This window comes from Paenibacillus sp. FSL R5-0517 (genome assembly GCF_037974355.1).
Taxonomy (GTDB): domain Bacteria; phylum Bacillota; class Bacilli; order Paenibacillales; family Paenibacillaceae; genus Paenibacillus.
The window spans coordinates 3,637,182-3,652,541 of sequence record NZ_CP150235.1; the positions used below are offsets into that span (position 1 = coordinate 3,637,182).

Sequence of the window (15,360 nt, forward strand, 5' to 3'; positions counted from 1 at the left end):
CCCTGAGTTGGTCCAAGGCTAGGTCGCTGCTTCACCCTGACAGACGTAGAGAGTTCGAAATCATACAGTCGCCGTCTGGGGAGTTTGCCTGGAGGTAAATAGTACAGATATTATTACATCTAAATTTGGTCGATACAGTGACGGGACTACCACCCCCACGGTTCCGATTCTGTCATGTAAGTAATGTGAAATACAGAAGGCTAACGGATGTAGTTTATACTTAACATTACGCAGGAATGGATACAATGGATATTCGTGTAGATGATTTGAGTGGGGTACAGGTGATTGGATTAATTGCAGAACATTTGCAAGGAATGGCAGAGGACTTCCCACCAGAAAGCGTTCATGCCCTTAATCTGGACGGGTTGAAGAAGCCCGGAATTACTTTCTGGTGTGCATGGGAAGATGAAAGCTGCTTGGCTGTGGGGCTATCAAGGAATTGGACAAAGAGCATGCAGAACTCAAATCGATGCGAACAGCTAAGAATCATATGCGCAAAGGTGTAGCTAGAAATGTTCTTGCTCACATTATTGAAGCAGCCATAAGCCGTGGATACAAACGGATCAGCTCGCAAGCTGTATGAAGGTTTTGGTTTCACGTATTGTGAGCCGTTTGCAGATTATATCCTAGATGGGATTAGTACATTTATGACGAAGGAACTGTAGTACACGTTTTGTAAATATACAGAACGTTCAGAATATTTAGAGAACGTTACTTGAAGAACAGCATTCTGTAGATGCAGAGGGTGCTGTTCTTTGGCGTATATATGTTTCCTTCTACTGAAAAGGTGCAAATATGCTGTGTATTCAGGAGATCTTCGAGAAATCGGTTACTGGAGCACATGATTTATTTAGTCGTCTTCTATCAGTATCAGTACAGCATTGGGACACAACCAAAATACCTGGCTGATTCTATTTCCGATTAGATGATTGTAGGAAAAGGTCTCGGTGGGAAAGTTGCTCTCATAACATCCGGCAGATTCTCTGGTGGTTCGCATGGATTTATAGTCGGCCACGTATCACCTGAAGCACAAGTATGCGGGCCAATCTCTTTACTCCAAAATGGAGATATTATTACCATGAACAGTGACATTCAGGAAAGTAAGGTTGAGGTGACAGAAGAAGAGTTAGCCGCTCGAGCGCAAGCGTGGATACAACCTCCACTAAAAGTAAAATCCGGTGTACTCGGCAAATATGCCAAATTAGTTTCCTCTGCTTCAAAAGGTGCAGTAACAGATTTGATGGAATAAACAAGCAAATATTGATGCTGCATATAAAATAGGACGTTAGAAGCTGCTACAACGAATGCATAGAGCGTGTGAAACAAAAAAATGCAAGCTTTAAAGATTAAGAATGTCGCGCCATAAGATTCTACAACAGTTGTATGTAAAAAGATTGAATTTTAAAAACCCGTTAATCAGAAAAGTTTAGCGGATTTTTGTTGACCAGGGTGGAAATCCAGGTTCGGAATGGGCAGGTTAAAAAGATAAGATATTCCTTTTAAGGCAGGTCTCTGTCCGGACTTTAGCGTGATGTTGCAAGGTCAGAAAATTTATTTGATAATCATTATCATTCATGTTATATTGTTCACGAGTAAACAAAATAAAATTAATTATCCTTAAACACCATACTATTAAAGTGATATTTTTGTTTACAAGTAAATAAGGAGCGATCACAAGATGACTTCAAAAGATCGAACAAAACAATTGCTTCATGACCAATTTATCCGTTTTTTACATGTATATGAGAACCACAAGAATACAGAAATTGAGCATTTCCTAAGTATCGCCCAGCGAGAAAGCATCGAGAAAATCCCCCAGCATTTGACCGCCGTTCATATGATAGATTGCATAGGAAAGCATGAGCCTATTAACAACACAGGTATTGCCGAAGCGATGAATTTATCCAAAGCAAGTATCACCAAAATTGGCAACAAACTACTGGAAGAAGGATTCGTCAAACGCACAAAAATGAATGACAACAAGAAGGAGAGTTATTTCCGGTTGTCACCGCAAGGCAAAAAGATCTTTGAATTGCATGAACGTCTGCATGTACATGAGGCTGAACGCTTCTATCGTACGCTCGACAAATATTCGGAAACAGAGCTAAAAGTAATTCATCAATTTCTTCAAGACAGTAGCATCAATATTGAATCCAGATCAAACGAAGGAGAGTGAAGCATTTGAGTCTGGCGGAATTGATCAGGGAGCGCAGAAGCATTCGTAAATGTAACTCTACGCCGGTGGACCAGGAGTTAGTTGTTGAATTACTACGTAAGGCTAATCGGCTTCAACCATTTGATGAGGCTGGCTCGTGGCGTGTGGTATATGCCGGAACTCCAGAAGCGCGCAAACGGTTGGTGGACTGCATGCTCGAACAGATGTCGCAGAGCAAACTCGGCAAACTGATTCCCGGGAAACTTCTGGATGTGTTCAAAAAGAGAGTTACCGATATTCCTGCACACGTCATTGTTATGTCGACTGTAGGGCCGGATCGTTTGACCAATGACCGCAATTATGCGGCTGCCTGCGGGATGATGCAGAGTTTCCAACTGATGGGTTGGGAACATGGGTTAGGAATGTTATGGGATACAGAGTCCATGATTCAGCATGAAGGATTTTTCAGAGGAATTGGCATGCGTGAGGATGAAAGATTCGTTGGCATTCTTCATATAGGGTATTTCGACAAAGTGCCGAGAAGTCGGAAAAGAACACCAGCCGAGCAGAAGTGGACCGTATTACGAGGTCAATCTACATAGAAGAGGAGGTTGTAAAAATGAAATTGTCAGATCTGGAAGGAGACATGGGCGGTCCGAGTGAATTTTTGGATCAATCAGTATCGCAGGATCTAATCCTTGAGTTGCTCAATCACGCCGTATGGGCGCCAAATGATGGACTCCGAGAACCGTGGCGATTTATCTTTGTTGATAACCCGTATGGGGACATCATGCAGGGATTACAGGAGCAAGCACCTGCGTATCTTCTGGTCTTGGTGAATGCAGAGTCAGATCAACATAAGCGGGAAGAGGATTTTGCAGCGGTCTGCTGCCTAATTCAAAATTTCCGCTTGCTGGCATATGAGCAGAGTCTGGGTGTGCGCTGTACATTGCATGACTGGATGTACGAATCGAGCCGTACTGAAGTGTTTGGTGTACTGAGTAACGAGCGTATTGCTGCGGTTCTAGAATTGGGATACGGTGCAAATCAGTCGAAAGGAACTACTGATTTGCCTGAGACTCAACTTCATTTTGAACTTCTCTAGAGTGTTTTTCATTAAAGTCGCTTTTTGAGCGGCTTTTTTTATTTTATCGACCACGTTTTGATCGTGTTGATCTTTTTGAAAGCTTGACAAAGTCAAAATGTTTATATATAACTAAATTAGTTATAACCATTATGGTTATATTTAAAAAATCAAAATTGGAGGTTCATATGAAAATCATAAATCATTTTATACCCGTTTTTACCGAGCAATTGGAGGTAACCGTTGCATATTATGAATCTCTTGCGAATCGATCTATGGATCGTACGTGGAATATTCCCGAGGCAGGCTTATCTTTAGCCACAGTATATCCTTACGTCATTGTGTCTGGAAGTCCTGAGGCGCTGGAACCTGCTAGATCACTCCGAGCAGTGGTGTATGTCGATTCCATGGACGAATTAAAGGCAGAATTAACCAAACAAAATACCCTTATCGTAAGAGATCAGCATGGTCCTATTGGTCCAAGCGTTTTTGTTCAACATCCAGATGGCAGTTTTATTGAATATGTTGAGCCTGAGGCAGCTTCTGTCTGAATTGGTGCAACATCAAAACATACAAAATAAGCTACTCCATTAGAGGAGCAGCTTTATTTTGTATTTGCCTTTATCCGTAGTTGCTCCACAATTTGAGCAAGGGTAACAGAAGCGAGTTCATCCTCCATAGCCTTCTGGGCATTAGAGAATTGGGGTAATAGAATGGATTCAATGTTCATTCCTACAGAACAATTGGGGTCAGTATCCTTGTGGATTTTGAAAAGCTGGTCTCCGTCCACCGATTCGACTGCTTGGAAGATATCCAGTAGCGTTAACTTTTCAGGAGATATCAGAAGAGAGGCCCCTGCAACTCCTGGTTTTGTATCGATATAACCCGCTTTCTTGAGCTGGGCCATGATCCTTCTAATGACTACAGGGTTACTATTGATGCTACGCGCAATTCGATCGCCTGTACTGTAAAGCGGGTCCAGCGCGATCATGGATAGAATATGGACGGCCATCGAAAAGCGACTACTTATTTGTTTCAATCTACTCACCTTCTTTGCTGAATAGTATAGTTTCTTTCATAGAACAGGTCAATCGACGGCTTCGTCACCAGGCAAACAGAGTGGATGTGAGGAATTGTCAAAAACCACCCGCTATGAACTGCACCTCCAATCGTTAGATAGCCTCCAACAATTTAAGATACAGCTCACCGAGCGCGTGGTTACGATTTTCCTTATCCTAATGGAAGGTAATGAATTGGTGCTTATGTTTCTATGGAAGAGCAGTAATCATAATATCATCCACGAAAGCTGTGTTGTCCCCGGTTCCCGAAGTTGCCACAAACCGGATTTGATGTTTTCCCGGCTTGATGAGCTGAAAGGAGTTCGTGGTGAACTCGGCATAAGCACCGCTTGTCGGTATAAATGAACCGAGCAACTGATCATCCATGTAGACATCAAACGACTGTTGCCCCCCAAAACTGCTCCGCTTCGCAGACTGAAATTGAATGGCGTAGTGGCCTGCTGGGAAAATCAGGGATTGGCTGAACTCGCCCTGCTTGCCATTCAGGGTCTGCAAATACGCAGCTTGCGTGCCTTCCGGTGCGTCGGAAGCACCGAACACACTGCCATTGCGAATGCGGCCTGCATTGTTTTTGAAGCTCCAACCGTCACCACTTGCCACAGCTACTCCGTTCTGGGACGTGACGGTTGGACTTTCGAATCCGCCATGTTGCAGAGCGACATAGTCAGGAACGGCAACCTTTTCTATGGAAACCTGATCAATAAAGGTTGCACCTGTGCCTGTACCCGTTGCGGAAAATAGGATCGTATGCGAGCCAGGTTCAACGGTAAACCAATCCGTTGTAAAGGATGCATAGGTGCTGCCGGACGGCGTAATCGTTGCGACCGTTTGCCCATCCACTTCAATCTGCACTGGTTGAGCTGGCCCTGCATTCTGAGCAGCAGCTTTCAGATTAATGACGTAGCTGCCTGCAGGAAACGTCAGCGACTGTTGAAATGAACCATGAGCGCCATCTTGTATTCGAACAAATGCAGCCTGAACCCCGGCAGTTGCTGGAGTAGAAGTCATGCTGCTGCCACTTCGCAATATCCCCGCCTGATCATTAAAGCTCCATCCAGCAGTTATGCCGCTCACCGTGCCCGACGGATTAGTAACCACAGGTGACTCAAAGCTCGAATTGGTGATATAAGGGTCTTCCGGAGTCTGTGGTAACGTAATCCGTACATCATCGATAAAAGCCGTATTGTCACCTTCCGTCGTTGTGGCTAAAAACTTGATCGTGTGTTTGCCCCCAGCGCTCTCGAAGGGCTCTGTTCGGAAAGTTTGGAAATTACCGGATTCAGGCCGAAACGAGCCAATGACCTGATCATCGAAGTAGATGTCAAAGGACTGCGTACCGCCAAAGCTGGTGCGTTTGGCCGCCTTGAACGACATTTGGTATGTTCCCGGCTTGAAATGGATCGACTGCCTTATCGTGCCGGAGACGCCACCATCCGTTTTCAGATAACCTGTCTGTACACCTTGAGGTGCAGCACTAGCCTGGAATGGACCGTTGTTATGCTGCACGCCGGAACGGCTGTCGAACACCCATCCGTTGGTCATGGGTCCCGGTCTGGCCGATGTGGTAGCCGGTTTTTCAAATCCAGCGTTGAAGAACGTGACCACAGGAAGCTCATCCGGTATCTCGGGGTTAACAAAGCATCGCTTGTCTACGCCCGGAATCGGATCGCCCAGAATGGCACTTGTACAGGCAACGCCGTTTTCCTGAATGGAATAATTAAATAATCCGTCTGCACCGTAAGCAACGACCGCTTTACCCTGAAAATAACACTCTCCGCCGTTTTCAATCATGCACAGCTTATACCCGTCCGGGGCGCTGCTGATTTGTCCGATCTGATACAGGGAGGACACCGTGCCGGATGGTTGCAAACCATCTTTAAATGCTTTGGCTTTGTAGAGCGCAAGCGAACCTTCGTTCAGAACAATGGGCCTCACATACAGGGAGGACTGGGCTGTAGGCTCGCTGCCGTCTGTCGTGTACCGAATTTGCGCTCCGCTGGTCGTTGTCTCCAAATAGAGCATCTCGGAGCTAGGGAATATGTGCCGATCCAGGCTGAATGTTGGCACTTCAACTTTACCCGCCTGTGACGAAGGCAGAACGCGTACGAGGGCGACGCCATATGCCGATGGATCGGCCGTACTGGTCGCACGAACCGCAATCAGCGTTTCATCCGTCACCTGAGGTGCCTGATATACGCCGCTGCTGCTGTTAATGGTGCCGTTGTTCTGTCCGACCACGCTCCAGGTCACACTTCCGGTATTATCGATTACTTCTGCCCCAAGCGTGATGGAGTCACCTGAGCGAACCGTAGGATTAACTTCATCCAGCTTGATCTGGGTCTCGGCAGGCCGGGTTGTGTAAATGATTACATTGTAATCTCCATCCACGTTGCTGTCCGTCAATGAAGTCCCTCCTGGAAAAGTTGCTGCAACCGGAGGAAGAACCGCGTTGGCTTCTTGAACAATATCGTTCTTGTATACAAATTTGCGGAACGTTTGATTCACCGCAGTATCGCCAAAATCAAGCTTGATTTCTTTTTCCGTGCCGGCTTTGGTCTCCACAAGCACGGTATAATTGCCGTCGTCGCCTCTGAACGCCGCAGCGCGTACATCGTTCGAACCGCCCGTGTCCACAGCCAGAACCTCGCTATGCTCGGGAATATAACGGTTCAGCATGCCTGCGATATAAAATGTTTTGCGAGGGATCAGCCCCAGAACAAGCGCATCCCACATCGTATATGTGCCGTTCGTTCCGCCGGTAGGATCATTGGTCCAAACCCCGTTTAACTGCCACATGAGGGCTGATTTCACACCCATATTGGCGGTTTGGATGACCGAGTTCGCATATCCCGCATCCCAATTGCTCGCCTGATCATCTGCCCAGCCGAATTCGGTCAGGTGTAGCGGCTTGTCGCCAACATACCCTTTCCGCAGCGCAAAGGCGCTGCCGAGCCCTTCATACGATTCTCCATATACATGGAAGCTGTATCCATCGATGGCGTCATCCGCATATTGCTTCATGTACTCAATCCAGGCCGGAGCGCCCGTCTCTTCAGGACCCCAGATTTCGATCAGATCGCGCAGACCATCCACAGTCAGCCTGGCACTCGTTTTATTCACCATTTCGGCATAATAGGCTTTCTGGTCACCGGGAGCCTCAAAGTCCCAACTGCCGTTCGGTTCGTTATAAAACGTCAGATATTTCACGTTGTCGTAACCGCGGTTCAGTATCAATTCCTCCAGCAGGGCAGAGGCAGAAGCGGCATAAGCATCCAAATCAGCTGGCGCACTCGTCCATGGATCAATGCCCGGTATTGTGAACCAGTCATGCACAGTCGATCCGACTTTCCAACCAAAGTTTAGCTCAATTTCGGTTCCGGCAGCCTTGAAGGCGTCGAGATATTTGTAGAAAGCTTTCATTTTTGCACTGTCCCATGTATAGGTTCCTTTCGCGGGTTCCATCCAGTCGATCTGAAACCACACTCTGGCCACCTTGGGCTGAATGGTCTGAATTCGCTTGTTGTCTACCTCCCAGTGGGCTTCCGAATAGCCGTATTGAGTTTGCCCGGGCATGAGGGCCGTAGGAATGGTGTTGACGCCGACGCCGAGAAAATCATCCTGAATCACATCACTCGTATCCATCGTAATTGTGTGGCTGGTACGGTTCAGATTCTGGCTCTCGTTCTGATCCGCATAAATGAGGGAAGGAGCGGGAACAAACGAAGCGAGCATGGTGGATATAAGGAACGGAATTGCCCATCGTGAAGCTAAACGACCGGATCTACTTTTCATTTCAGCTCTCCTTTTTTATGGTTTACCGCAAGGGCTACTCCATGAGGTGGTTTAAGACAGTCGACTTGCGGCACTTAAAATGATAGCGTTTACAATATAAGTCAGATTTGAATTATCCATGGATACAGTTGAAAAAATAACGGCTGAGGTTGAACAAAACGAAGCCGGGTTGAACGATTCTGCTTGGTAAAGGCCCTTTACGAATACAAATGTGCATTTTATGCTTTTATTAGAGAGTGTTTCGTCAGAAACATGAAAATGATCGTCATAGCAATGCCCATGGAACTGTAAAAATAGGGAGGGTCCAATAACATGTCAACTAATCCATACTCTACCATCACTGCGCTTCAGGTTTCCGACACCGGTCGCTATCTGGAAACGTCGGAAGGAGTCCCTTTTTTCTGGCTTGGTGACACGGCTTGGGAACTTCTGCATCGTTTGAACCGGGAAGACACTGAACTGTACCTTCGTACAAGGGCCAACCAGCGTTTCACGGTCATTCAAACAGTGCTGCTGGCCGAGTTCAGCGGTACCACAACGGGCAATGCTCAAGGCAGACTGCCTTTTCATATGGACGAGAACGGTCAACCTGAACCAATCCGTCCGGATACCGATGGACCTTATTCCTATTGGGATCATGTAGACGCTATGCTTCAACTTGCAGGCAATCTGGGTCTGTATGTTGCACTGCTCCCGACTTGGGGTGACAAGTTCAACAGGAAGTGGGGGAAAGGCCCAGAAGTATTTTCACCGGAAACGGCCTTTGATTACGGAAAATGGCTGGGAGAGCGATACGCTGAATATCCTCAGATTATCTGGGTACTGGGGGGAGACCGTCCTCTGGAGACAAAGCGTCATTTCGCAATTGTCACGTCCATGGCACAGGGGCTGAAACAAGGCGGTGCCCGGCAACTAATGACGTTCCATCCACCGGGATGCGAGTCATCTTCTCGCCAACTGCATGATGAGCCGTGGCTTGATTTCAACATGATTCAATCCGGACACGGGGAGCGGGAGATTACCAATGATAGACGTGTGCAGCAAGATTATGAACGTAAGCCGGCGAAACCCACGCTGGATGCCGAGCCATGTTACGAGGATATTCCTGTCGGATTTCGGGGGGAACAAGGTTATTTCGATGCAGCGGATGTGAGGAAAGCTGCGTATTACGCTTTATTTGCCGGTGCGCTGGGTCATACGTATGGACACCATTCCATATGGTCAATGTACCAAGGTCCGCATGATCTCATGGAATCGAACAGCCAAGGGGATTATTTCATTATGTCCTGGCGGGAAGCACTGCATCGTCCTGGTGCGGAGCAGATGCGCCATGCGCGTGCATTACTCGAAGGGGAGCTGGGCCCGGATTGGAGACCCAATTCGAATCTGATTCATCAGAACCGTGCAGGCGCAAATCATGCCGTAGCTGCGCAGAGTAAATATAACGCTTACATTTATCTGCCCAATGGCTTGTACGTCGATGTCGTCATGGGGTATATTGAGGGCAAGAAAACAAATGCCATGTGGTTTTGCCCCAGAACAGGAGATACAACCAAGGTTTCTTCAGATTCAGATTCTACAATACCGAATCAAGGCATTAAACGTTTTGCAGCCCCAACCAGCGGAAGAGGGAATGACTGGATTTTGATTTTGAAGGGGGTCTAATGCATGTATAAGGTGATGATCGTAGAGGATGAAATGCTCGTTCGCATCGGATTGAAAAATTCCGTCGAATGGAGTAAATTCGGCTTGGAGGTTACGGCCGATTTCCCGGATGGCCTGGCCGCATGGGATTATTATGAGCGCGAGAAACCCGACGTGGTCATTACCGATATCAGTATGCCCAGAATGGATGGCATGGAGCTGATCTCCAACATCCGCAAGCAAGACAAACATACACGCGTCATTGTGCTGTCATGTCTGGAAGAATTTGAATTGGCTCGCAAAGCACTGACACTGGATGTCTCCAGTTATATTCTTAAACTAACCATGACCGAAGAAGAGATTGAGCAGGTACTAACAGGGGTCAGGGAAGAGCTGGATCAGCAGCATATCCCACCCCAATCGCAAAAGACAGGGACGGCGTCTCCGGATATGGAGCTTGTGAAGGAAAAGATGTTTAAAGATTTTATGTTCTATCGCATCTTCTCAACGCAGGAATTCGCCAGATTCGTCTCGGAGAGCGGTCTACGCCTTTCGCCCGTTCGTCTCGTCGTGTGCGTAATGGAAGTGGATCGATATGCCTCGCTCAAGGAACGTTTTCGGGATGAACACGGCCACTTGGTCAAGATGTCGCTGTTAAACATTTTAAGCGAGATTATGTCCGGTTATAAACGGGGAGAGGCGGTTCAGATCAACGATCGGCATTACGCGCTTGTATTGCATTATGCCGATATACTGTCCGAACAATCCATCGTGCAGGAACTTCGGCAGTTGCTCGAACATGTTCAGGATACGATCCGTCATTATTTCAACAGTACCGTTTCGTTCGGGATCAGCAGCATCAATGGGGGATATGACTCGCTGCCGAGACAATACGCCGAGGCACAACGCGCGTTACAGCGTAAATTCATCACCGGTCCCGGACAACATCATCAAGGAATAGGGCGTGCAGACCATTCGGGCGTGCTTGAACGACTTGTACGGCTTCGAAGTCATACACCTCTTCGGGAATTGCTTCCTTCGCTCAAACAGAAAGAATACGACGAATTCCTGGATGAGATCGAACGTGGCATGAACGAAGAGCGAAAATCAATGGAGATCACCATTTACCAGTTTGTACAGTGGATTAATACGAATGTATATGATCATAACAATGAAAAAACGCTGCTGCTTAGCATGACCGAACAGTTGGAAATCTGTGACACGATGCCGGATATGCTTGACCAGGTCGTTATCTATATTGACACGTTGGTTGATTTAATTCGCAAGCGCTTACAAATGAGTGATGAGATTACCCGCGCCATTGAGTACATCAAACGTCATTATACCGAAAACATCAGTCTCCAGATGGTTGCGGACCATGTAGGTCTAAGCATGGGGTATCTCAGCAACCTGTTCCGGAGAGAGCTGCAGATCACTTATATTGATTATGTGAACCGTTATCGGATTGAACGTGCCAAGGACCTGCTTGCCCAAAATCAACTGCGCTCGTCCGATGTGCCGGCTCTGGTCGGCTTTTCGCCCGAGTATACGTATTTTAGCAAGGTATTTAAAAGAATTACGGGTCTTAATCCGAACGAATATCGGCGCCAAACGACGCTCAAAGACAGAGGGTGACATGAATGAGAACATCCGTCAAATCCCTGTTTGTCTCCAGACAGCTCCGAACACAGCTTATTCTGTATATTATGGTCATCAGCCTCGCCGTACTGGCGGGGGCTTCTTATTTTATTTATTCCTTTATGCAGAACATGATCAAAATCCAGAACGAACGGTTGCTCTACCAGCAATTCCAACAGCTTGACCATAACATAGGCGGCCTGGTGAAAGAAATCGATCGCCTATCCATGCTTTTTCTGCGGGATGATCACATTCAGCAGTTTTTGTACAAAATTTCAGAGAAAACGGAAGAGGAATTTCTCGAATCGAAAAACGACGTGCAGCGGGTGATTGCCGATTTCATCGACAACTACAACTATATTGACTCGATTTATATTACGGCGGACAATCTCGGGGCAGTAGGAGGCAGTCAGAAGCGGACGCTCGTTTACGATCGGGACGCATGGCAGCAGAGCTTCTTTACTTCCGAGCCCTTCCGTCAAACGCTCGAACAGTACCCTCATCTGGTTATGCATTCCGGGATCAAAAAATCATTCTACAATCCGTATCTGACCGGAGAGGACGATGGTTACCTGATCAGCCTGATGCGTGGCACGCGTGCCATCTATGATCCAACCACAAGCGCCACCCTGATTTTTAATATCGATGAACGGTATCTATCATCCATCTACGCTACGGCGCTCAATAGTGAAGAAGGCGATATGTATATCGCCAGCGCTGACGGAACAATCATTTCGGCAAGTGAGGCGGATCGGGTAGGGACGCAGAGCCACTTCACACCGGGAGCGGAATTGACGGACGGGGCCTACGGAAGCCTGGATGACGAAAAAGCCGGACGCAGCATGCAGGTTGTATATTACAAACTCCATGACGGCGGGTGGTACCTGCTGAAGGAAATTCCGCTCAGTCAATACGCAGACCAGATTCTGGGCGTTCAACGAATGCTTGTACTCGTGTTCACGATTAGTGTGTTCGCGATATTCATAGCCTCCTATTTCTGGCTTCGCAAAATCATTAAACCCCTCAACCAATTGTCTAGCAAAATGAAAGACATGAGCCGCGGTGAACTCGGGGTTACCGTCGATCACGTTCCGAATAATGAGCTGGGCACGGTCATTCGCCGCTTTAATGAGATGTCGCTCAGCATGGTAGAACTGGTGGACAAAAACAATGAGATTCAGGAGAAAAAGAGGGAGCTGGAACTGGAGGCATTGCAGTATCAGATTAATCCGCATTTTCTGTATAACACCTTGAACATGATCCGCTGGATGGCTGTCATTGTGAAGGCGGACAACATCGTAAATACGATTGTAGCACTGGGCAATATATTGCGCCCCGTATTCTCCAGCAAAGACTCCATGTGTTCTCTGCGGGACGAACTGTCGTATCTGGACAATTATCTGAAGATCATTAATATGCGATTCAACAATAATATTACATTTACAATGGACGTGGATGAAGAGTGGATGGATTGTCAGGTGCCACGTTTTATCCTGCAACCGCTACTGGAAAATTCCATTGCTTCCGGCAGACAGAGTGAAGATTTTGCCCTTCAGATTGGAATTACGGCCTCAGTCAACCAGGAACGTCTGATGCTGAGGGTCACCGATTCTGGCGTCGGAATGGATGCAGAGAGCATCTTAAAGTTAAACGAAAAGCTGGCTAAGGGGGATTCGCCCAAATCCACTGTTGGCGGGAGCGGAATCGGACTGAATAACGTCAATAAACGGATTCGTTTGTATTATGGACCGGACTTCGGAATTCATTTCGTTCCGGCCGATCAGGGCGCAGAGGCCATCGTTACCTTGCCTGTACATCGATTATAGAAGAGGAGCTGCGGCTTCGAATGATCCATGCTCTCGTGAGCTTCGCCGAAAGGCAGCACATGAGGGCGTTTTTTGCATATTGGAGCACTGCTTATTCGTTCAAGCGGAGTCTCAAAATTGTTCAAGTCGGCTCGGAAGGCAGCTTTGTTTTTTTCAAGCAAATCAGGAGATCTTTCATTCAAGGGCCATCAAGAAAGCGTTATCATATGAATAAGCCAATACGAAAGCACACGTACAAAGGAGAAATTCATATGCAACGTACCAAGACCCTGAACAGAGCCGTAACCCAAAGGACCGGCAAGCTGAATCGCAAGGACGGCATACACCTCCTGCTTCTGGCCACACCATTTGTACTGTTTACGCTGGCCTTCAGCTACGTACCTTTATTCGGATGGATCTACGCATTCTTTGATTACAAACCAGGCATCCCACTTCAACAAACCCCTTTTCTGGGGCTGGAAAATTTCCGCAACATGCTGGATGATCCACGGATGGGACCCGTGCTGGCGAACACGCTGGCACTAAGCTTGTTGTCCATTGCAACCGCTCCCGTACCGATGCTGCTTGCCATACTGATCTCGGAAGTCCGCTCCGGCTGGTTCAAAAGGCTGGTGCAGACCGTCTCTACACTACCGAATTATATTAGCTGGATCATCGTATTTTCCCTCGCATTCAGCATGTTCAGTACGGAGGGAGCCGTCAATTCCATCATGATGAAAACGGGGATCGGCAGTCCACCCGTGGATATTCTTGGTAACTATGACCGGGTATGGACGGTGCAAACCTTGCTGTTGCTGTGGAAGTCCGCAGGATGGAGCGCCATCATCTATCTGGCTGCCATCGTTGGCATCGACAGCGAACAGTATGATGCAGCCAAGGTGGATGGCGCCGGGCGCATGCGTACGATCTGGCACATTACGCTACCGAGCATCATGCCGACCTTCATTGTGCTTTTGCTGCTCTCTGTCAGCAACCTGCTGTCCGCAGGGTTTGAGCAATATCTCGTATTCAGCAACGTCATGATTGCAGACCGGATCGAAGTGCTTGACCTCTACGTGTACCGGCTCGGATTGGTGACAGGTGACTACTCGTACTCGACGGCTGTGGGCATTTTCAAAACGGTAATTAGCGTTCTGCTGCTCTTCAGCGTCAACATTCTATCCAAGAAAGTTCGCGGTCAAGGCATCGTCTGACCCCAGGGAAAGGAGCAAAACAAACATGCGCACACAACCCGCAGGACAGACGCTTCGTCCCGTCCGCCATACCGATTGGAAAGACCTTACGTTCACCCTTTTTAATTACATCGTGCTATCCTTGCTTGTCATCATCACCATCTATCCGTTTTATTATATCTTCATCTATTCGATCAGTGATCCCATCGAGGTTCAGAAAGGGGTATATTTCTGGCCAGCCGGCTTCTCCCTTGAAGCATACCAAGCGACGGTGAAATTGCCGGGCATCATGGACGCAGCCATTGTCAGTGTCTCCCGGACCGTGCTCGGAACGTTAATTACGGTGTTCAGCTGTTCCTTCTTTGCCTATCTCATTACCAAAGAAGAGATGCCATTCCGCAAAATCATTTACCGTTTTGTACTGATCACCATGTACTTCAATGCAGGCTTTATCCCATGGTATCTGACGATGAAAACGTATGGATTGCAGAATAATTTCCTGCTGTACATCATTCCAAGCGCGATGTCGGGCTTTAACATCATCTTGATCAAAACGTTCATCGAACAGCTACCCGCATCCCTGGAGGAATCGGCCAAGATCGATGGGGCCGGGTACTTCCGGATCTATCGCAGCATTATTTTCCCGCTGTCGATGCCGATTATCGCCACCATTGCCGTATTCTCCGCCGTAGGTCAGTGGAATACCTGGTTCGACAACTTTTTCCTGGTGGAAAATCCGAAGCTGCAAACGTTGCAACTGGTACTCTACAACTTCCTGAACCAGTCCAGTAACCTGTCCAACATGACGACAGATGAGTTGACCCGCGGCGATGTTGTCCGGACGCTCACACCACAGTCCATTCGCATGACCATTACGATGCTTGTCACGCTGCCGATTGTCCTGGTGTATCCGATGCTGCAGCGGTATTTTGTCAAAGGCATCATGATGGGAGCCGTCAAGGGTTAAGGT

11 protein-coding genes and 2 pseudogenes are annotated in these 15,360 nt (G+C 47.5%); 11 read left to right on the forward strand and 2 right to left on the reverse strand.

Annotated elements, in window-relative coordinates:
• Positions 1-245 precede the first annotated feature (245 nt).
• From MKX40_RS16045 to MKX40_RS16070, 6 genes and pseudogenes are all read left to right on the forward strand, one after another.
• Positions 246-665 (forward strand): annotated as a pseudogene (locus tag MKX40_RS16045) (GNAT family N-acetyltransferase).
• A gap of 260 nt (positions 666-925) precedes the next feature.
• Positions 926-1,249, forward strand: a pseudogene (locus MKX40_RS16050) (dihydroxy-acid dehydratase); the annotation flags it as partial.
• Between the two features lie 429 nt (positions 1,250-1,678).
• Positions 1,679-2,176: a MarR family transcriptional regulator gene (locus MKX40_RS16055; protein WP_339233873.1), complete on the forward strand. Its 498-nt coding sequence runs from the start codon at positions 1,679-1,681 to the stop codon at positions 2,174-2,176.
• Entirely contained in the window at positions 2,173-2,757 is a 585-nt protein-coding gene (locus MKX40_RS16060; protein ID WP_339233875.1) for a nitroreductase, read from the forward strand. The genes MKX40_RS16055 and MKX40_RS16060 overlap by 4 nt, the downstream gene beginning before the upstream one ends.
• A gap of 17 nt (positions 2,758-2,774) precedes the next feature.
• Positions 2,775-3,260 (forward strand): nitroreductase family protein, encoded by a 486-nt coding sequence (locus MKX40_RS16065; protein WP_339233877.1) that lies wholly within the window; start codon positions 2,775-2,777, stop codon positions 3,258-3,260.
• 167 nt (positions 3,261-3,427) lie between these two features.
• Entirely contained in the window at positions 3,428-3,790 is a 363-nt protein-coding gene (locus MKX40_RS16070) for a VOC family protein (protein ID WP_339233879.1), read from the forward strand.
• 53 nt (positions 3,791-3,843) lie between these two features.
• Here the strand turns inward: MKX40_RS16070 and MKX40_RS16075 are convergent, their stop codons facing one another.
• Positions 3,844-4,287, reverse strand: coding sequence for an Rrf2 family transcriptional regulator (locus tag MKX40_RS16075; protein ID WP_339233881.1), 444 nt, complete (start codon positions 4,285-4,287; stop codon positions 3,844-3,846).
• A 220-nt stretch (positions 4,288-4,507) separates the two neighbouring features.
• Complete coding sequence (locus tag MKX40_RS16080; protein ID WP_339233884.1) at positions 4,508-8,110, reverse strand: chitobiase/beta-hexosaminidase C-terminal domain-containing protein; 3,603 nt, start codon at positions 8,108-8,110, stop codon at positions 4,508-4,510.
• Positions 8,111-8,422: 312 nt separating this feature from the next.
• On the opposite strand from MKX40_RS16080, the gene MKX40_RS16085 reads away from it, so the two are divergent.
• The 5 genes from MKX40_RS16085 (at position 8,423) to MKX40_RS16105 (ending at position 15,357) form a co-directional block, all read left to right on the forward strand.
• A complete protein-coding gene (locus tag MKX40_RS16085) occupies positions 8,423-9,775 on the forward strand; it encodes a glycoside hydrolase family 140 protein (protein ID WP_339233887.1) in 1,353 nt (450 codons plus the stop codon).
• A 3-nt stretch (positions 9,776-9,778) separates the two neighbouring features.
• The gene (locus MKX40_RS16090) at positions 9,779-11,389 is read left to right on the forward strand and encodes a response regulator (protein ID WP_339233889.1); all 1,611 of its coding nucleotides are present in this window, start codon (positions 9,779-9,781) and stop codon (positions 11,387-11,389) included.
• Positions 11,390-11,394: 5 nt separating this feature from the next.
• Positions 11,395-13,218, forward strand: coding sequence for a sensor histidine kinase (locus MKX40_RS16095; protein ID WP_339233891.1), 1,824 nt, complete (start codon positions 11,395-11,397; stop codon positions 13,216-13,218).
• Between the two features lie 251 nt (positions 13,219-13,469).
• The gene (locus MKX40_RS16100) at positions 13,470-14,411 is read left to right on the forward strand and encodes an ABC transporter permease subunit (protein WP_253436441.1); all 942 of its coding nucleotides are present in this window, start codon (positions 13,470-13,472) and stop codon (positions 14,409-14,411) included.
• Between the two features lie 25 nt (positions 14,412-14,436).
• Positions 14,437-15,357 carry a carbohydrate ABC transporter permease gene (locus MKX40_RS16105; RefSeq protein WP_253436444.1) on the forward strand — a complete coding sequence of 307 codons (921 nt, stop codon included), beginning with the start codon at positions 14,437-14,439 and terminating at the stop codon, positions 15,355-15,357.
• The last annotated feature ends 3 nt before the right edge of the window (positions 15,358-15,360 follow it).